The sequence below is a fragment of the Flavobacterium sp. genome (genome assembly GCF_040383245.1).
Classification (GTDB): Bacteria; Bacteroidota; Bacteroidia; order Flavobacteriales; family Flavobacteriaceae; genus Flavobacterium.
The window spans coordinates 42,054-60,732 of record NZ_JBEIDX010000003.1; the positions used below are offsets into that span (position 1 = coordinate 42,054).

General features: G+C 31.9%; 17 protein-coding genes and 1 tRNA gene. 13 read left to right on the forward strand and 5 right to left on the reverse strand.

Annotated elements, in window-relative coordinates; genetic code table 11:
- Window positions 1-19: 19 nt before the first annotated feature.
- Entirely contained in the window at window positions 20-1,705 is a 1,686-nt protein-coding gene (locus ABWO08_RS02130; RefSeq protein WP_353083405.1) for a glutamine--tRNA ligase/YqeY domain fusion protein, read from the reverse strand.
- Window positions 1,706-1,808: 103 nt separating this feature from the next.
- On the opposite strand from ABWO08_RS02130, the gene folB reads away from it, so the two are divergent.
- Window positions 1,809-2,168: a dihydroneopterin aldolase gene (gene folB / locus ABWO08_RS02135; RefSeq protein ID WP_353083406.1), complete on the forward strand. Its 360-nt coding sequence runs from the start codon at window positions 1,809-1,811 to the stop codon at window positions 2,166-2,168.
- An 83-nt stretch (window positions 2,169-2,251) separates the two neighbouring features.
- Window positions 2,252-2,322, forward strand: a tRNA-Cys gene (locus tag ABWO08_RS02140).
- Window positions 2,323-2,533: 211 nt separating this feature from the next.
- On the opposite strand, the gene ABWO08_RS02145 is transcribed toward ABWO08_RS02140, so the two are convergent.
- From ABWO08_RS02145 to rnr, 3 genes are all read right to left on the reverse strand, one after another.
- Window positions 2,534-3,220 carry a LysE family translocator gene (locus tag ABWO08_RS02145; protein ID WP_353083407.1) on the reverse strand — a complete coding sequence of 229 codons (687 nt, stop codon included), beginning with the start codon at window positions 3,218-3,220 and terminating at the stop codon, window positions 2,534-2,536.
- Between the two features lie 61 nt (window positions 3,221-3,281).
- Window positions 3,282-3,947, reverse strand: a complete 666-nt coding sequence (locus tag ABWO08_RS02150) for a head GIN domain-containing protein (protein WP_353083408.1) — start codon at window positions 3,945-3,947, stop codon at window positions 3,282-3,284.
- Between the two features lie 23 nt (window positions 3,948-3,970).
- Window positions 3,971-6,151 (reverse strand): ribonuclease R, encoded by a 2,181-nt coding sequence (rnr, locus tag ABWO08_RS02155; RefSeq protein ID WP_353083409.1) that lies wholly within the window; start codon window positions 6,149-6,151, stop codon window positions 3,971-3,973.
- 711 nt (window positions 6,152-6,862) lie between these two features.
- Between rnr and rpiB the strand changes: the two genes are divergently transcribed.
- From rpiB to ABWO08_RS02170, 3 genes are read left to right on the forward strand one after another with little or no spacing between them, the layout of a single operon-like run.
- Entirely contained in the window at window positions 6,863-7,294 is a 432-nt protein-coding gene (gene rpiB / locus ABWO08_RS02160; protein WP_353083410.1) for a ribose 5-phosphate isomerase B, read from the forward strand.
- Window positions 7,295-8,209, forward strand: coding sequence for a cation diffusion facilitator family transporter (locus tag ABWO08_RS02165; RefSeq protein WP_353083411.1), 915 nt, complete (start codon window positions 7,295-7,297; stop codon window positions 8,207-8,209). It abuts the gene before it with no gap.
- Window positions 8,210-8,220: 11 nt separating this feature from the next.
- Entirely contained in the window at window positions 8,221-10,347 is a 2,127-nt protein-coding gene (locus ABWO08_RS02170; RefSeq protein WP_353083412.1) for a Tex family protein, read from the forward strand.
- A gap of 81 nt (window positions 10,348-10,428) precedes the next feature.
- Here ABWO08_RS02170 and ABWO08_RS02175 read toward each other — a convergent pair whose 3' ends face one another.
- Entirely contained in the window at window positions 10,429-10,626 is a 198-nt protein-coding gene (locus tag ABWO08_RS02175; protein WP_353083413.1) for a Sec-independent protein translocase subunit TatA/TatB, read from the reverse strand.
- A gap of 138 nt (window positions 10,627-10,764) precedes the next feature.
- Between ABWO08_RS02175 and ABWO08_RS02180 the strand changes: the two genes are divergently transcribed.
- From ABWO08_RS02180 to rfbD, 8 genes are read left to right on the forward strand one after another with little or no spacing between them, the layout of a single operon-like run.
- A complete protein-coding gene (locus ABWO08_RS02180) occupies window positions 10,765-11,274 on the forward strand; it encodes a peptidase (RefSeq protein ID WP_353083414.1) in 510 nt (169 codons plus the stop codon).
- Window positions 11,274-12,761: a GH3 auxin-responsive promoter family protein gene (locus ABWO08_RS02185; RefSeq protein WP_353083415.1), complete on the forward strand. Its 1,488-nt coding sequence runs from the start codon at window positions 11,274-11,276 to the stop codon at window positions 12,759-12,761. The genes ABWO08_RS02180 and ABWO08_RS02185 overlap by 1 nt, the downstream gene beginning before the upstream one ends.
- 7 nt (window positions 12,762-12,768) lie before the next feature.
- Complete coding sequence (locus ABWO08_RS02190; protein WP_353083416.1) at window positions 12,769-13,647, forward strand: carboxypeptidase-like regulatory domain-containing protein; 879 nt, start codon at window positions 12,769-12,771, stop codon at window positions 13,645-13,647.
- Window positions 13,648-13,689: 42 nt separating this feature from the next.
- The gene (locus tag ABWO08_RS02195; RefSeq protein WP_353083417.1) at window positions 13,690-15,378 is read left to right on the forward strand and encodes a DUF6909 family protein; all 1,689 of its coding nucleotides are present in this window, start codon (window positions 13,690-13,692) and stop codon (window positions 15,376-15,378) included.
- A gap of 7 nt (window positions 15,379-15,385) precedes the next feature.
- Entirely contained in the window at window positions 15,386-16,396 is a 1,011-nt protein-coding gene (locus ABWO08_RS02200) for a hypothetical protein (RefSeq protein ID WP_353083418.1), read from the forward strand.
- Window positions 16,396-17,259 (forward strand): glucose-1-phosphate thymidylyltransferase RfbA, encoded by an 864-nt coding sequence (rfbA, locus tag ABWO08_RS02205; protein ID WP_353083419.1) that lies wholly within the window; start codon window positions 16,396-16,398, stop codon window positions 17,257-17,259. The genes ABWO08_RS02200 and rfbA overlap by 1 nt, the downstream gene beginning before the upstream one ends.
- Before the next feature lie 15 nt (window positions 17,260-17,274).
- On the forward strand, window positions 17,275-17,826 hold the full coding sequence (rfbC, locus tag ABWO08_RS02210; protein ID WP_353083420.1) for a dTDP-4-dehydrorhamnose 3,5-epimerase: 552 nt from the start codon (window positions 17,275-17,277) through the stop codon (window positions 17,824-17,826).
- Window positions 17,820-18,671: a dTDP-4-dehydrorhamnose reductase gene (gene rfbD / locus ABWO08_RS02215; RefSeq protein ID WP_353083421.1), complete on the forward strand. Its 852-nt coding sequence runs from the start codon at window positions 17,820-17,822 to the stop codon at window positions 18,669-18,671. The genes rfbC and rfbD overlap by 7 nt, the downstream gene beginning before the upstream one ends.
- Window positions 18,672-18,679: the final 8 nt, after the last annotated feature.

The following is an 18,679-nucleotide window of genomic DNA, read 5'->3' on the forward strand; positions in this document are numbered from 1 at the left end:
GCCTAACAGCCTCTTTTTTTTATTCTTTACTTTCCACCTTAGCCCAAGTATCTCTCAAACCAACTGTTTTATTAAAAACCAATTTTTCAGCAGTAGATTCTTTATCTACGCAATAATATCCTAATCGCTGAAATTGAAAATGATCTAAATTATTAGAAGTTTTTAAGCTAGGCTCAACATATCCGGTGATCACCTCTAAAGAATTTGGATTAATGAATTCTTTAAAGTCTATTTCTTTATTTCCGTCTGGACTTTCGTGAGAAAATAAACGATCATAAATACGAACTTCTGCAGGTACCGCATGAGTAATTGACACCCAATGAATAGTTCCTTTTACTTTTCTTTGGCTTGCTTCTGTTCCGCTTCCGCTTCGAGAATCAACATCGTAAGTACAATGGATTTCGGTAATGTTTCCGTTTGCATCTTTCACAACACTTTCCCCTTTAATGATGTAAGCATTTTTTAAACGCACTTCAGTACCTAAAGTTAATCGGAAAAATTTCTTGTTTGCTTCTTCTTGAAAATCTTCTCTTTCAATATATAATTCTTTAGAAAAAGGCACTTTTCTGAATGTTAAAACCTCTTCTTCTGGATTGTTTTCTGCCTCCAACCACTCTTCATTTCCTTCTGGATAATTAGTAATAACTAATTTCACTGGATTTAAAACCGACATTACACGAGGCGCAATTTTATTTAAATCTTCACGAACACAAAACTCTAATAAAGAAACATCTATTAAGTTAGTTCGTTTTGCAATTCCAATAGTTTTTGCAAAATTTCGAATGGAAGCGGGTGTGTAGCCTCTTCTTCTCATTCCAGAAATAGTACTCATTCTTGGATCATCCCAGCCTGTAACATGTTTTTCTTCAACTAGTTGTAATAATTTACGTTTACTAACAACGGTGTGGGATAAATTTCTTCTGGCAAATTCTCTTTGCTTAGGGCGCACCTTAGTCGAATCTATAATTTGATCTAAAAACCAATCGTATAATTCTCGGTGGGGTAAAAATTCTAAGGTGCAAAAAGAGTGGGATATTTGTTCTAAATAATCGCTTTCTCCGTGTGCCCAATCATACATTGGATACACACACCATTTATCTCCTGTGCGGTGGTGGTGTTTATGTAAAATACGATACATAATAGGATCTCGCATCAACATATTGGTATGTTTCATATCTATTTTTGCACGTAAAATATGGGTTCCTTCTTCGAATTCACCATTTTTCATGCGTTCAAATAAATCTAAATTTTCTGCTACAGATCGGTTTCTAAAAGGAGAATCGGTTCCTGGTGAAGTTGGTGTTCCTTTTTGTTTAGCCATCTCTTCAGAAGATTGACTGTCAACATAGGCTTTACCTGTTTTAATAAACTCAATTGCCCAATTATATAACTCCTGAAAATAATCGGAAGCATAACATTCTTTATCCCATTTAAAACCAAGCCATTCTACATCTCTTTTTATTGCATCAACATACTCTTGCTCTTCTTTAGCAGGATTGGTGTCGTCAAATCTTAAATTTACAGGTGAATTATAATCAATTCCTAAACCAAAATTTAAACAAATTGCACTTGCGTGACCTACATGTAAATAACCATTTGGCTCAGGTGGAAAACGAAAACGTAATTTTTGCTGAGACAAACCATTTTTTAAATCTTCTTCAATTATCTGTTCAATAAAATTTAAGGCTTTTTCTTCTGTAGACATAATAATTTTGTAATTTTAGCAAAGATAAAAAATTAGACATATAGATACTAGACAAATAGCTAATAGATATCTTTTATTTAATTTTTTGAAGAAAATATTGATTATGGGAACAATTAAATTACAAAACATACGCACCTATTCGTTTCATGGATGCTTGGAAGAAGAGGCAAAAATTGGATCAGATTATAGAGTGGACCTCGAAATTAAAACCGATTTACGAAAATCGGCTGTATCTGACGATCTTAATGATACGGTAGATTATGTTTTATTAAATCGAATTGTGGTAGAAGAAATGGCTATTCGTTCTAAGTTATTAGAACATGTGGTAAATAGAATAATAACAAGAATTTTTAAAGAAATCGCGTCTGTTTCTAGGATTAGTCTTAGTGTTTCTAAACTAAATCCGCCTATTGGTGGGGATGTTGAAGCAGTGACAATTGAAATGGAAGAATATAGAACTTAGAGAAAATTAAGTAAAGCAAAAGTTTTTGAACTTTAAACTTTAAACTTTAAACTTTTTTATATATTTGCAATCCAATAAAAATTGGCGTCGTGGCCGAGCGGCTAGGCTGGGCTCTGCAAAAGCTCCTACTCCGGTTCGAATCCGGACGATGCCTCTAAAAACCTTCAAGGAAACTTGGAGGTTTTTTTTATTTAAATTTTAAAAAAATTAAGTAAAGTTAGTTTCGAATCCGAACGATGCTACATAAACTTGTCATTCCGTAGGAATCTCTATTAAAAATAAATATTATTAAATAGTAAAACTAAAATTGAATAGAACAATACCCATAAACTTGTCATTCCGAAGCAATTTCTTTAAAGAATAAATTACTTCTGCTTTTCTAAGTGTTTAATAGCGCTATTTACTATTTTCTTTTCTTTTGGAAACAAGCCTTGTGAAAGTAAAAACAAGCCAGAAATTATTAATATGAGGCTAATAAATTTTTTTATTAATAATATATTTTTAGAATTTAATTTATTTTGTAATTGCTTCGCTAATAGTATTTTAAAAATATCTGTTATAAAATAAGTAACTATTAAAGTAGTAAAAAAAGTAAGCATTCTAGAAGCTTTTAATTCCAACTGAGGACCAATTGTAATTAAAATTGCTAACCAAAAACCAAGAACACCAATGTTTATAAAATTTAAGAAAAAACCTTTAATAAATAAAGAGAGGTAATTGTTTTTTTCTAACTCTTTTTGAACTTCTTCGTCGAATTCTTTCTTAGATTCATTTCTATTTTTAACAAAAGAAATAATACCGTAAGTAAGCATTACTAAACCTCCAAAAATAAATAATGCCGGATCGTCTTTTATACTTTGAATTAATCTATAACTACTAAAATAAGCAATTAAGATAAATATAATATCTGCTAAAACTACTCCTAAATCAAAAATAATTGCTGCTTTAAACCCTTTAACCACACTAGTTTCCAATAAGACAAAGAAAACAGGTCCTATCATAAAACTAAGGAAAAAGCCAAGTGGAATAGCAGAAATAATATCGTTTAGCATATTTTTTTTAACATATTAAGTCGCAAAATACCATTTTAAATTTAAAAAGTAAAAATATTAGTTATTTTACTTCTTCAATACTACCTCCAGCAACAATCTTTTTATTTATTTGTTTAGGTTTTCCATAAATAGTAATAGTTCCACCAGCTCTTACTTTTGCAGTAACTAATTCGGTTGCAAAAACATTAGCATTACCTCCCGCATTTACAGTAATATCTGTGAGATTAGTGTGTAATTTTTCTGCAAGAAAATCGCCTCCAGAATTTACTAAAACATCTTGATTGGAAGCAATTCCTTCTAATTCTATTTTAGATCCATTTGCAACTCGCACAATTAATTTTTCTACTTGTAGATTGAGGTGAATTTCAGCTCCTTCTTTTGCTTTAATATCAAATGAAGTGTTTGTAATTTCTTTTTCACTAGAAATTCGAGATCCTTCATTAGCCTCTACTGCATCAATTTTTTTAAAATAAACTGTAGCAGAAATATTATCTCCATCTAATAATTTAGAAAAAGGCATTCTTATTTTTAATTCGCCATTTTTATTCACTATTTCTACTTCATCAGAGCCGTTTCCAGTTAATACAACTTTATTTACATCTCCTGGAATTAATCGAACATCTATTTGATCAAAAGTGGTTACTTTATTAAAATCACCAACTTCTTTTTCAGTTTGTGAAAAACATAATGTGCTGATTAATAATAAACTATAAATTAACTTCTTCATAAATTATTATTTAACTAATTACTTTATTCTTGTTTTCTTATAAATGTAAAATCCAATTGTTTTTTAACTAAATCGGCATTTTTTACTTTAACGTAAACTTCATCACCTAATTGTAATAATGCCTTAGAAATTTGCCCGACTAAAGCATATTGTTTCTCATCAAAAGTGTAATAATCGTCTTTTATCTCTCGAATTCTACACATTCCTTCGCATTTATTCTCTACAATTTCTACATAAATTCCCCATTCTGTCACACCAGAAATAACACCTAAAAACTCTTTATCTTTATGATCTTGCATGTATTTAATTTGCATGTATTTTATAGAATCTCTTTCTGCATTGGTAGCTAAACTTTCCATATTACTAGAATGTTCGCATTTTTCTTCAAATTCCTCTGCATTAATACTTTTTCCTCCGTCTAAATAATATTGTAACAATCGGTGAACCATTACATCAGGATAACGACGAATTGGCGAGGTAAAATGACTGTAATAATCAAAAGCTAATCCATAATGACCTATATTTTCAGTCGAATATTTCGCTTTACTCATCGTTCGAATCGCTAAAGTATCTATCAAATTTTGCTCTTTCTTACCGTTTACATCAGCCATTAATTGGTTTAACGATTTAGAAATATCTTTCTTATCTCTTAAATTCATTTTGTAACCAAATTTTGAAATCAAAGCTTGCATTGCAAATAACTTATCTTCATTAGGTTCATCATGAATTCTATAAACAAAGGTTTTCTTTTGTTTTCCTATATATTCAGCTACTTTTCTATTAGCTAAAAGCATAAATTCTTCAATTAAATGATTGGCATCTTTAGAAACTTTAAAATAAACTCCTTCAGGTTCACCGTTTGTATCTAAATTGAATTTTACTTCTACTTTATCAAAAGAAATAGCTCCATTATTCATTCTATTTCTTCTAAGAATTTTTGCTAATTCATCTAATTTTAAAGTGGCTTGAGTTATTTCATCAGATGCATTGTATTCTTTTCCTGTTAATGAAATTTCAGCTGGAATAGTTGAAGATTTTGTTTCAATAATTACTTGAGCTTCTTCATAAGCAAAGCGTTGATCGGAATTAATTACGGTTCTTCCAAACCATTGATTTAGTACCGTTGCTTTATGATCTATTTCAAAAATAGCTGAAAAGGTATATTTTTCTTCATTCGGTCTTAATGAACAAGCAAAATTTGATAAAACTTCGGGAAGCATTGGTACCACTCGATCAACCAAATAAACAGATGTTCCTCTATGATACGCTTCATCATCTAAAATTGTTCCTTCTTGTAAATAATTAGAAACATCTGCAATGTGAATTCCGATTTCAAAGTTTCCGTTTTCTAATTTTTTAAATGATAAGGCATCATCAAAATCTTTTGCATCTTTTGGATCAATAGTAAAAGTTAAAGTATCGCGCATATCTCTTCGCTTTGCAATTTCTTCTGGACGAATTGAAGTATCTAATTTTTGTGCAAAAACTTCTACTTCCACAGGAAAATCATAAGGTAATCCATATTCTGCAAGAATAGCATGAATTTCAGTGTTGTGTTCTCCAGGTTTTCCTAATACTTTTATTACTGTTCCAAAAGGGGAATCTGCTTTTTTAGGCCAATCTTCTATTTTAACTAATACTACATCACCTTGTTCGGCACCATTATATTTCTCTTTAGAAATAAAAATATCGGTATACATTTTAGCGTTAGCAGTTGATACAAAAGCAAAGTTTTTTTGAATATCAATAACTCCAACAAATTCTGTTTTAGCTCTTTCTATTATTTCAATTACTTCACCTTCTGGTTTTCTTCCTTTTCTTCTATTATAAATATAAACCTTTACTTTATCTTTATCTAAAGCATGATTTAAATTATTTGTAGGAATAAAAACATCATCTTCTAATTCTTCACAAATAAAATAAGCCGTTCTTCTAGAAGTCATGTCAATTTTACCTTCATAATAATCTTGACTTATCGCTTTAACTAAATACTTACCGGGCTCAGTTTCTATAATTACTTTTTGCGCAGCAAGAATTTTTAAATCTTTTATAATTTCATTTCTACTTTTAGTATCATTTAATTCTAATACCGCACAAATTTGCTTGTAATTAAAAGGCTTATTAGCATTTTGTGAAAGTATTTTTAAAATCTTTTCAGAGAAAGTCTTCTCTTTTTTTCCAAACTTTTTTGGGAATTTACTCATGTTCTTCTTAAATAAGGTTTAAAATTACGAAGAAGAAAATTGAAAACAGAGAATACAGATTAGATTTATCGAAAATATAACTTTTAAAATTTATTTTTAAATTCTTATAGTTTTCAACATCTATTAAAAACAACAAAATATTTTTAAAATTTAAATTTAATTTATGATGCTTATTATGTAGTGTTAATTTGTATAATAACTTTAAATTTTAAAACTTGATTATTAAGTTAGATTTAGTTATTTCTATTTATCAACACCTTTTTAAAGATATAAAACGCTAATTTTAAACAGAATTCAAAAAACAATAAACAGATGTTAACAAGTAAAAAAACTAAATTTTTGTAAATAACTTTAATTGTAAATTTCGGTTGAAAAACTACTTTTTTATAGTGATAACTTTTATAAAAAAAGAGCAAACTAATTTTGATTTTGTCAATCTAATTTTTGATTACAAATAATTTATTTACAACCTATAAAAACTTCTAATTTTCTATTCAAAGTTATCAACAAGGTAAGTTAATTTAAATAAGCCTGATTATCAATCAATTATAAATCACTATTAACATTATAAAATTTTAACATTTATAATATAAAAAATGCAACTATTTTAAATATTTTATACAAATACTATATCTCGTAATTTTTTTAAATTCAAATAGATATAAGAATAAGTTTAACTAAATTTGTTACCATAATTAATACATTAACAATATGAAAATTTCTATCGGTAACGATCACGCAGGACCAGATTATAAAAAAGCAATTGTTGAATTTTTAACTTCTAGTGGACATGAAGTTATTAATTACGGAACCGATACTGAAGGCAGTGTTGATTATCCCGATTTTGCGCATCCTGTAGCATTAGATGTTGAATCTGGTAAAGCCGACTTAGGAATTGTAATTTGCGGTTCTGGAAACGGAATAGCTATGACCGCTAATAAACACAAAGGAATTCGTGCCGCCTTATGTTGGACCAAAGAAATTTCGGCGCTGGCGCGCCAACACAACAATGCTAATGTGGTAAGTATTCCGGCGCGATTTACTTCAATTCCCCAAGCTGTTGAAATAGTAAATACTTTTATAAATACCGAATTTGAAGGAGGAAGACACGCCAACCGCGTTGATAAAATAGCATGTAACTAAATGGAAGAATCAAATTCTCATAACCATTCCCACAAACACGTAGTTCAAGGTAAAAACTTAGTTTATTCAATTTTACTGAATTTATTTATTACAGTTTCTCAAATTATTGGTGGAATTGCCTCTGGGAGTTTAGCCTTATTATCGGATGCACTCCATAATTTTTCGGATGTTTTATCTTTAGGGTTTAGTTTAATTGCACACAAACTTTCCCATAAAAAAGCAAATGAAGACCATACTTTTGGATATAAAAGAGCCGAATTAATTGCGGCGTTCATAAATGCATCAACATTAATAATAGTTGCTTTTATATTGATTTATGGTGCAGCAAACCGTTTTTTTAATCCCCAACCTATAGAATCAAGTATTGTTATTTGGTTATCGATATTGGGAATTGTGGTAAATGGCACATCGGTTTTATTATTACAAAAAGACGCCGAACACAACATCAATATGAAATCGGCTTACTTGCATTTATTAACCGATATGATGGCCTCCGTGGCAGTCCTTGTTGGCGGATTGTTGATGAAATTTTTTGGTTGGTATTGGGTTGATGGTGTTTTAACAATATTAATTGGATTCTATTTAATTTATGTTGGATACGATTTATTAAAAACTTCCACAAAAATGTTAATGTTGTTCACTCCAGATGCTATAAATTTATTAGAGATTGTTGAAGAAGTAAATAAAATTCCTGGAGCAGGAAATTTACATCATGTTCACGTTTGGTATCTTAATGAAGAAGAATTGCACCTTGAAGCGCATTTAGATTGTGCTCACGATATTAAAATAAGTGAATTTGATGAATTACTTCATAAAATAGAGAACGTTTTATATGAAAAATTCAATATAAATCATGTTACCATTCAGCCTGAATATAAAAAAGAAGACCCTAAAGAAATTATTGTTCAGGATTAAATAATTGGAAAATGACCAACATACAATTCATCCAGGCACAAGTAAACACGGTGCCTAAAAACATAGAAGCCACTTTAAAATTATTATCCGAAGACTGTACGATTCCTTTCATTTCTCGATACAGAAAAGACCAAACCGGAAATTTAGATGAGGTGGTAATTGAACAAATTTCAAAGCTTTCCAAGCAATACGATGAAATTGTAAAAAGAAAAGATAGCATTCTAAAAACCATTGAAGAGCAAGGGCAACTTTCACCCGAATTAAAATCAAAAATTGAAAAAAGCTTCGATTTACAAGAAATTGAAGACTTGTATTTGCCCTATAAAAAGAAGAAAAAAACCCGCGCCGATGTTGCTCGAGAAAACGGATTGGAGCCGTTAGCAAAATTAATTTTAGCTCAAAAAAATGACGATGTAGATTTCTTGTCTACGCAATATATCAATAAGAATATTAAAAACGAAGAAGAAGCACTTCAAGGCGCTAGAGATATTGTTGCCGAATGGATCAACGAAACTATCGCCGTGCGTCAAAGTCTGCGCCGATTGTATACTAGAAAAGCAATAATCGAATCGAAAGTAATAAAAAAGAAATTGGAAGAAGAGGCTGCCCAAAAATTCTCTCAGTATTTTGAATGGGCAGAACCTTTAACCAAAGCACCTTCCCATAGATTGCTGGCAATGCTTCGTGCCGAAAATGAAGGATATGTAAAAATTAAAATCGAAACCGATCTAGACGAAACCTACGATTTAATTGATGAATTAATAATAAAAAACAGCAACAGTCCGGCTATTTCGCACGTGCAACTTGCTATCGAAGACAGTTATAAAAGACTCTTGCATCCGGCTATTTCAAATGAAGTTTTGCAAGAAGCAAAAGCAAATGCCGATGCCAAAGCCATCGATGTTTTTGCAGGAAATTTAGGTCAGTTATTACTCGCTCCACCTTTAGGCGAAAAACGAATTTTAGCCATTGATCCAGGTTTTAGAAGCGGCTGCAAAATAGTTTGCCTCGACGAAAAAGGCGATTTATTATACAACGAAACCATCTACCCGCACCAGCCGCAAAATGAAACAGCAATGGCGATGAAAAAGATAAAGTCGATGGTAAATGCCTACAATATTGAAGCAATTTCAATTGGAAACGGAACGGCATCAAGAGAAACCGAATTTTTCATCAAGAAAATCGCTTTCGATAAGCCAGTTCAGGTTTTTGTGGTTTCCGAAGCTGGAGCGTCTGTTTATTCGGCTAGTAAAATTGCGAGAGATGAATTTCCTAATTATGATGTAACCGTTCGTGGTTCAGTTTCTATCGGAAGAAGGCTCTCAGATCCTTTGGCCGAATTAGTAAAAATAGATGCCAAATCGATAGGTGTTGGTCAATACCAACACGATGTAGATCAAACAAAATTAAAAGAAGAATTAGACAATACCGTTATTCGTTGTGTAAACTCGGTGGGAATTAATATCAATACGGCAAGCAAATCGTTGTTGAGTTATGTAAGTGGAATAGGAGAAAAAACGGCCGAAAACATTATAAATTTTCGATCAGAAAACGGGCCTTTTGAAGACCGAAAACAACTTAAAAAAGTACCACGATTAGGCGACAAAGCCTACCAACAAGCCGCGGCATTTATTCGAATTAAAGATGGAAAAAATCCGTTGGACAATTCGGCAGTGCACCCAGAAGCTTATCCAGTTGTGGAAAAAATGGCGAAGGACTTAAAAATTTCGATAAACGAGCTTATCGCAAATAAAGAAAAAATAGACGCTATTCAACCCGAAAAATACACCAACGAAACCATCGGAATTTTAGGAATAAAAGACATTCTAAAAGAGTTGGTTAAACCAGGATTGGATCCAAGAAAATCAGCAAAAGTGTTCGAATTTGATCCGAATGTAAAAACGATAAAAGACGTTCATTCGGGTATGATTTTACCTGGAATTGTAAATAATATTACTGCCTTTGGATGCTTTGTAGATATTGGAGTTAAGGAAAGCGGCTTGGTTCATATTTCACAACTTAAAGCGGGCTTTGTTTCTGACGTGAATGAAGTGGTAAAACTCCACCAACATGTTCAAGTAAAAGTCGTTGAGGTAGACGAAGACCGAAAGCGAATTCAGTTGACGATGATTTTGTAAACAAAAAAAATCCCAAATTCCATTGTCTTCCTGAGCTTGTCGAAGGAAATGGAATTTGGGATTTTAAATTTAAAGATAAACTTATTCTTTAGTATCTTCTTCTTTTTTTGCAGGAGTAGAATCGTCTTTACTTGCGTTTTTAAATTCTTTAATTCCTGTTCCCAATCCTTTCATTAATTCTGGAATTTTTTTACCACCAAAAAGCAGCACTACCACAGCTAACACTAATAATATTTGCATCGGTCCAAATTCACCTAAAAATATGGTTAAAAAGTTCATAATGTTCTTTGTTAAAAGTTATGTGACGCAAATGTAGAAAATAATTGTTTAGCTCCACAAGTATTTAGCATTAAAGATAGGTAAAAACACAAGTTTGGTACCGAACTAATTTCTATATTTGTAATATATTCTAATAAGATGTCTGAAAAACGCTTGAAAAAACAGTTATTAAAAAAACAGCTATTTGCTAAAAATAGATTAGTAGTTTTAAACGAAGACACATTTGAAGAACTATTTTCGTTAAAACTTACTTTAATGAACGTTTTTATTGTGGCCTCAATAGGTGCCATTTTGATTATTTTCATCACCACTTTTATTATTGCTTTTACCCCTTTGCGGGAATATATTCCTGGATATACTTCTACCAAACTTAAAAAAGACGCTACCGAGTTAGCGCTAAAATCGGATTCGTTGGAATTTGCAATCAAGAAAAACGAACTTTATTTACAATCCATTCAAAAAGTATTGAACGGAAATTTACAATACGCCAAAGTTAATAAAGACTCTATATTGGCATTATCTGTTGATACTTTACCCGACTTACAATTAACCGCAACCGAATCGGAATTAAAACTAAGAAAAGAAGTTTCCGACCAAGAAAAGGCGGATAAAGAAAAAGAAAAATCTTCCAAAAAGAAGCCTAAATAATGTCTATAAAATCCTTTGCCGCACAATTATTTGCTAAGATAATCCATAATAAAACCCAAAAATGGGCCAGCAATCCTGTTGCTGCTCAGCAAAAAGTTTTTGAAGATTTGATCCGTCAAGCGAAAAATACGCAGTTTGGAAAAGACCATCAATTTTCACAAATAAAAACCCCACAAGATTTTGCAAAGCAAGTTCCTATTAGGGATTACGAAGATTTAAAACCCTATGTAGATCGCGTGGTGCAAGGAGAGGAAAATGTGCTGTGGAAAGGAAAACCAATTTATTTTGCTAAAACTTCCGGAACCACTTCGGGCGCAAAATACATTCCGTTAACTAAAGAATCGATGCCGTTTCATATCGAAGCCGCTCGAAACGCCATTTTAAATTATATTCACGAAACCGGTAAAGCCGATTTTGTCAACGGCAAAATGATTTTCCTGCAAGGAAGTCCCATTTTAGAAGAAAAAAACGGCATCCAACTCGGCAGACTTTCCGGAATTGTAGCTCATTTTGTTCCCAACTATTTGCAAAAAAATCGCTTACCAAGTTGGGAAACCAATTGCATTGAAGATTGGGAAACCAAGGTGGACGCCATTGTAGCCGAAACCATTAATGAAGATATGGCAGTGATCTCGGGGATTCCGTCGTGGGTGCAAATGTATTTTGAAAAACTGCGACAAAAAGGAGTGAAGCCAGTAGGAGACCTTTTTAAAAACTTTAATTTATTTATCTATGGCGGCGTAAATTATGAACCGTATCGTGCCAAATTTGAAAATCTAATTGGCCGAAAAGTAGATTCAATAGAATTGTTTCCGGCTTCAGAAGGATTTTTTGCCTACCAAGATTCCCAAAAAGATAAAGGAATGTTGTTGCTTTTAAATTCTGGAATTTTCTATGAATTTGTAAAATCGGAAGAGTTTTTTACTCCAAATCCTAAAAGGTATACTATTGGAGAAGTAGAATTACATGTGAATTATGTTTTAATAATTTCTACCAATGCTGGTCTTTGGGCCTATAACATTGGCGACACGGTGCAATTTACTAGTTTGAAACCCTATCGCGTTATAGTTTCTGGTAGAATTAAGCACTATATTTCAGCTTTTGGCGAGCACGTTATTGGTAAAGAAGTCGAACATGCCTTGCAAGAAGCCATGAACGATTCTGAAATTCGAGTAAATGAATTTACGGTGGCACCACAAATTGCTCCCGAAACCGGTTTGCCTTTCCACGAATGGTTTATAGAATTTGAAAAAGAACCCAAAAATTTAGACAAATTTGCATTAGCCATTGACTCCGCTATGCGCAAGCAGAATGTGTATTACGATGATTTAATTGTTGGCAAAGTATTACAAACAGTAAAAATCACCAAAGTATCCAAAAACGGATTTCAAGAATACATGAAATCCATAGGGAAATTAGGCGGACAAAATAAATTACCACGATTATCTAATGACCGAAAAATTGCCGATTTATTAAATAGAGAATAGCAAAAAGATGCAAAAAAAAAGACTTTGGATTGTTTTGCTTTTACTAAGTTTTTGTGCTTCCGCCCAAATAAAAGGCGTCGTTAAAGACAGCATTACCGGGAAACCAATTCCGTATGCGAACATTTGGGTAGAAAATGAAAATAGTGGCGCCAGCACCGAAGAGGATGGTGAATTCAGCATCAACGCCAGTTCAAACAAAAATTTGATTTTCTCGGCATTGGGATTTGAAAAGAAAACCGTAAAAGCAGCGATGGCTCAGGAAGTGAAATTATCGCCTAAATCCTACCAACTTGATGATGTAGTTATTTTAAAAAAGAAAGAAACCAAAATAATTGAAATCGGTAAAAGCAAAAACTCCATTTATCAAGCATTTGATAACGGTCCAAGAATAGACGTGAAATATTTTCCCTATTCAGCAAAATATCAAAAAACCAAATTCATTAAGCAAGTTACGGTTGAAACCGACAGTAAAATAGAAGGCGCCCTGTTTAAAATCCATTTTTTTAGCGTGAACGAAAATGGCTTTCCAGGAGACGAATTGCTAACCAAAGATTTTTTGGTTTCGGTTCCGAAAGGAGTGGTAAAAAACCTTTTTAATTTATCGGAATACAACCTACGAATGCCTAAAAATGGCCTTTTTGTTGGCTATGAAAAACTAATTATAGAGAGAAACAAATCGGAAACTACTGCAACAAACTATAATACCAATGTAACTTCTGTGAAGACCTCTTATGCGCCAATGGTTTTATATAGTTTAGAGGAAAGAGAGATTATGTATACCTTTTCGGGTGGAAAATGGAATAAAGAAATTCAGTATGACTATGCTAAATTGCCTGTAAAACGAATGGTATACGAGCCGTCAATTAACCTAATTTTAACCAATTAAACTTTTAAATACCTATCTTTGCAGGTTAGTAAACAAAATTTAATGATAGAAATTAAAAACATTTCGCGTTCTAGGGCGCAAGAATCGTCGGCAGCTATCGAACGATTGTACATTACCATGAGGCACTTATTTAACAGAGGTTTTTATAAACCAATGGGTGTTTCGGGAGAAACTTTACGTGAAGCATTATTAGAATTAAGACCAGAAATATACGGCAGCATTGCCGAAGAAAAAGTAGAACTTAACGGGTTGTTATATGTAATTGAAAGGCTTCCAATAGGAATTGAAGAATGCCGATACATCAACTTAACTTCTGACGAAGGCTATTCGAAATCCCATTTTAAAGCAATAGTTCCACCAAAGAGAAAAAGAAATTGCTACAGAATAGATGAAGAACAAATGAATGTTGAAATCACCCGCGGGCGATCAGACATTTATGATATTTTAACGCATTTGACCTTCATTTTTATTGAATCACATAAAATCAGAGACCGCGTTTTATTAGACGAAAGCAATGAAGTGACGCGTGATTGGTTAAAATTAGAACAAGCCGCTTTACAAACAAAAAAACTTACTCAAACCGAAAAAGAAAAAGCGATTTCACATACTTCAAATGTATTGGGAAGAAGCTTTTCGGAGGTTTTAGAAATTTATGATGCGTTTGGATCTACTGAAAAACCAGACCGTTTTTTACATGTAATTTATTGGTTAGGAAAACTAGCAATAGAAGAAACAATTGACAATAATAAACGAACGATAACTTTTAGTCCGTTATTACGCGAACGACTTGGGCACCACATTCACGGTGAGATTTGGGCAACCAACATCAAGGAAACTTTAATTCAAAATAATTTATTAGAGCGCCCAATTCATATTATTAGTGCAAACATGCACTCGGTTATGAATTCAATTTTTGCAAATCCGGTTTTAGGGTCAAAATACAAAGGCAAATCTGAGTATGATATTTATGAAGATTTAAGTGCATCGGGAAATAAAGAGTTACGAAATAAAGTGGAAGCTTTTGCGTTACAACACGGAATGATTTCATTGCCAGATCAATCAGGAACAAATATTGATGTTCAAATTTTTGACACTTCCAAAATTGATTGGGCCAAATCGAGTTTTCCTAAAGCACAAATAAAAGGTGAAAACCCTGTTATTATTGTAATGGATTATGCTTTTGGAGAGCAAGCTTATGAAACCATCGATGAATTATTGAAGCCTTATAAAAAAGGTCAAAACACACATTTTGTAAATGTGGAATCAGTTTCAATAATGGGAAAAGCAGGAATTCTTCAAGGAGGAAAAGGAGATATTATGATTCCGAATGCCCATATTAACGAAGGCACAGCCGATAATTATTCTTTTGAAAATGAGCTTACCGCTAAAATGTTAGAAGGAAACGGAATACCTGTTTTTGCAGGACCAATGGTTACTGTGTTAGGCACTTCATTACAAAATAAAGATTTATTGAAGTTTTTCCATGAATCTACTTGGGGCGCAATCGGACTAGAAATGGAAGGATCTTATTATCAAAAAGCGATTCAAAGCGCCTCCAAAATTAGAAAGAGCATTAATGAAAATGTAAAAGTAAGGTATGCGTATTATGCTTCGGATAATCCATTAGAAACCGGAAGCACGCTAGCTTCTGGCGGATTAGGAACTACCGGAGTGAAGCCAACTTATTTAATAACAATTAAAATATTAGAACAAATCTTTAACATAAAATAAATTAACCATGAGTAATAAAAGCGAACAAAATAGTAATGCCGAGGAAATTGATTTAGGCGTTTTAATTAAAAAAATTAATAATTTTTTTAGCAGTATATTTTTAAATTTTTTTAAAGGAATTTTATTTATTAAACAAAATGGTATAAAAATAATTGGTTTAATAATTTTAGGAATTGGATTAGGAATTTTAATTGATATTTCTAATAAAAGCTATAAAAGTGAAATAATTGTTATTCCAAATAACGACGGTACGGATTACTTATATTCTAAATTAGACCTCTTTAATTCTAAACTAGAAGAAGAAGATGGAGAATTTTTTAAAGGAATCGGAATAAATAACTTTCAATCTATTTCAAAATTAAAGGTTGAGCCTATAGTTGACATATACAATTTTGTAAATAATTCAGCCGTTCCTTTAGCAAATGCCCAAACCACTCAAAATTTTGAATTAGTAAAACTATTATCTGAAAGTTCAGATATTAATAAAGTTATTAAAGATAAATTAACCAGCAAAAACTATTCAAATCATTCTATACTTATTGAAACAAAAGGGGAGATATCAGAAAACAATGTGATTAAACCCTTGTTAATTTGGTTAAATAAAGATAAATATTTATCGAAAATTAATGAAATTTCAAAAGCAAGTATTGCAAATAAAATTGAGAAGAATGAACAAGAAATAATGCAATTAGACTCATTAATTAGTCAAATCTCTAAAAACATGGGCAAAAATGAAAGAAGTTCTAATTTGGTTTATAATAATGAAAACAATCAAATAAACGGATTATTTGATTTAAAAAATAAATTAATTAATGAAATTGCTAATCAAAAAATAGAATTAGTTAAAATAGATTCATTTATTAAAGAAACGAGTATTGTTATAAATATTAAGAACAATAAAGGCATTAATGGTAAAATGAAATTGATACTACCAATATTATTTTTGGTTTTATTCATATTTATTAATGCTTTTAATGTATTTTATAAAAGCCATTTACAAAAATTAAAGCAAAACTAATGAAAGGAATTATTTTAGCAGGTGGATCTGGCACCAGATTACATCCGTTAACCATAGCTGTCAGCAAGCAATTAATGCCTATTTATAATAAGCCAATGATTTATTATCCGTTGGCAACTTTAATATGGTCGGGAATAAAAGAAATATTGATTATTTCTACTCCACATGATTTACCTCTATTTAAATCATTGCTTGAAGACGGAAAAAAGTATGGCTGCCGATTTGAATATGAAGTACAAGAGCATCCAAATGGTTTAGCCGAAGCTTTTATTATTGGTAAAAATTTTATTGGCAACGACAAGGTTGCCTTAGTTTTAGGAGATAATATATTTTATGGAACTGGTTTGGCTGATTTACTTCAAGCTAATAACGATCCTGATGGTGGCATAATTTATGCCTACCATGTTCATGACCCAGAGCGTTATGGCGTAGTAGATTTTGACAAACAAGGAAATGTTATTTCTATTGAAGAAAAACCTAAGGTTCCAAAATCAAATTATGCCGTTCCAGGTATCTATTTTTATGACAATGATGTGGTAGAAATAGCCTCAAATATTAAACCAAGTCATCGAGGTGAGATAGAAATTACGGATGTAAATAAAGAATATTTACGAAGAGGAAAATTAAAAGTGAGTATTTTAGATAGAGGAACAGCTTGGTTTGACACGGGCACGTTCAATTCCTTAATGCAAGCCGCTCAATTTGTTCAAGTCATAGAAGAGCGACAGGGTTTAAAAATTGGATCCATTGAAGAAGCAGCGTTTAGAATGGGCTTTATTGACAAAACACAATTAAAAGCATTGGCTGAGTCCTTATTAAAAAGCGGCTATGGGAATCAATTAATGGATATTTCAAACGAATAATATTACAATAACTGAATGAATTTTATATCTACCAAACTAGAGGGGAACTTTATTATTGAGCCAAAAATAATCCAAGATTCAAGAGGTTATTTCATGGAAAGTTTTAACGAAAACAGTTTTCAAAATGGAATTGGCAAAAAAGTAACTTTTGTTCAAGACAATCAGTCTTTTTCAAGCAAAGGAGTATTACGAGGATTGCATTACCAAACCGGAGAACATGCGCAAGCAAAATTAGTTCGCGTACTTCAAGGCGAGGTATTAGATGTTGCGGTCGACATACGTCCAAATTCTTCCACATACGGGCAATATGTTTCGGTATTGCTTTCAGGCGAAAACCAAACCCAATTTTTTATTCCGAGAGGTTTCGCACATGCTTTTTTGGTGTTAAGTGAAACAGCAACTTTTTTTTATAAGTGCGATAATTTTTATAATAAAGAAAGTGAAGGTGGAATAATTTATAACGATCCAATACTCAATGTTGATTGGCAATTTCCAATTGCTGATGTGCTAATTTCAGAAAAAGACCAAAATCTTCCTACTTTAGAAAATGCTAAAAAAGTATGGTAGTATTAGTAACTGGAGCAAACGGACAACTTGGTCAAGCAATAGAATTTATTTCTGGAAATTACCCCGAAATAAATTTTGTTTTTTGTGATTCTTCCGAGTTAGATATTACAAATAAAGAAAATTGCCGTGAAACCTTTATCAAATACAAACCAAACTTTTGTATCAATACTGCGGCATATACCGCAGTAGACAAAGCCGAAAGCGAAACACAAAAAGCTCATTTAATCAATGTAATCGGTCCAACAAATCTTGCTGAAACTTGCAAAGAACATGAGGTGGTATTGATTCATATTTCTACCGATTTTATTTTTGATGGCAACCAAACCAAACCATACACCGAGACGGACAATCCAAATCCAACAAGTGTTTACGGACAAACTAAATTAGACGGAGAAAAAGCCATCCAAAAAATATTAAAGCAGCATTTTATTATCAGAACTTCATGGGTTTATTCGCAATTTGGAAATAATTTTATGAAAACGATGTTGCGGCTGTCCTCCGAAAGAGATAGCTTATCTGTGGTAAACGACCAAATAGGAACACCTACAAATGCTGTTGATTTAGCAGAAGCATTAATAAAGATAGTTTCTTCCAATTTCCAATTTCTAACTTCCAACTTTGGAATCTACAATTTCTCCAATGAAGGGCATTGTTCTTGGTATGATTTTGCAAAGAAAATATTTGAAATTAACAACATTAAAATTGATATAACACCAATACCAACTTCAAGTTATCCTACACCAGCCAAAAGGCCAACACAAAGCGTTTTAGATAAAACTAAAATAAAATTGGTTTTCTGCGTTATTATAGATTGTTGGGATGAAAGCTTGAAAAAAACAAAATAATTTAATTA

Excerpts from the sequence above, each read along its gene's own strand:
- ABWO08_RS02175 (WP_353083413.1), bottom strand. The coding sequence starts at position 10,626 with ATGAACTTTTTAACCATATTTTTAGGTGAATTTGGACCGATGCAAATA.
- ABWO08_RS02180 (WP_353083414.1), top strand. The coding sequence starts at position 10,765 with ATGTCTGAAAAACGCTTGAAAAAACAGTTATTAAAAAAACAGCTATTT.
- ABWO08_RS02195 (WP_353083417.1), top strand. The coding sequence starts at position 13,690 with ATGATAGAAATTAAAAACATTTCGCGTTCTAGGGCGCAAGAATCGTCG.
- rpiB (WP_353083410.1), top strand. The coding sequence starts at position 6,863 with ATGAAAATTTCTATCGGTAACGATCACGCAGGACCAGATTATAAAAAA.
- rnr (WP_353083409.1), bottom strand. The coding sequence starts at position 6,151 with ATGAGTAAATTCCCAAAAAAGTTTGGAAAAAAAGAGAAGACTTTCTCT.
- ABWO08_RS02165 (WP_353083411.1), top strand. The coding sequence starts at position 7,295 with ATGGAAGAATCAAATTCTCATAACCATTCCCACAAACACGTAGTTCAA.
- ABWO08_RS02150 (WP_353083408.1), bottom strand. The coding sequence starts at position 3,947 with ATGAAGAAGTTAATTTATAGTTTATTATTAATCAGCACATTATGTTTT.
- ABWO08_RS02130 (WP_353083405.1), bottom strand. The coding sequence starts at position 1,705 with ATGTCTACAGAAGAAAAAGCCTTAAATTTTATTGAACAGATAATTGAA.
- ABWO08_RS02185 (WP_353083415.1), top strand. The coding sequence starts at position 11,274 with ATGTCTATAAAATCCTTTGCCGCACAATTATTTGCTAAGATAATCCAT.
- folB (WP_353083406.1), top strand. The coding sequence starts at position 1,809 with ATGGGAACAATTAAATTACAAAACATACGCACCTATTCGTTTCATGGA.
- rfbA (WP_353083419.1), top strand. The coding sequence starts at position 16,396 with ATGAAAGGAATTATTTTAGCAGGTGGATCTGGCACCAGATTACATCCG.
- ABWO08_RS02200 (WP_353083418.1), top strand. The coding sequence starts at position 15,386 with ATGAGTAATAAAAGCGAACAAAATAGTAATGCCGAGGAAATTGATTTA.
- rfbC (WP_353083420.1), top strand. The coding sequence starts at position 17,275 with ATGAATTTTATATCTACCAAACTAGAGGGGAACTTTATTATTGAGCCA.
- ABWO08_RS02190 (WP_353083416.1), top strand. The coding sequence starts at position 12,769 with ATGCAAAAAAAAAGACTTTGGATTGTTTTGCTTTTACTAAGTTTTTGT.
- ABWO08_RS02145 (WP_353083407.1), bottom strand. The coding sequence starts at position 3,220 with ATGCTAAACGATATTATTTCTGCTATTCCACTTGGCTTTTTCCTTAGT.
- ABWO08_RS02170 (WP_353083412.1), top strand. The coding sequence starts at position 8,221 with ATGACCAACATACAATTCATCCAGGCACAAGTAAACACGGTGCCTAAA.
- rfbD (WP_353083421.1), top strand. The coding sequence starts at position 17,820 with ATGGTAGTATTAGTAACTGGAGCAAACGGACAACTTGGTCAAGCAATA.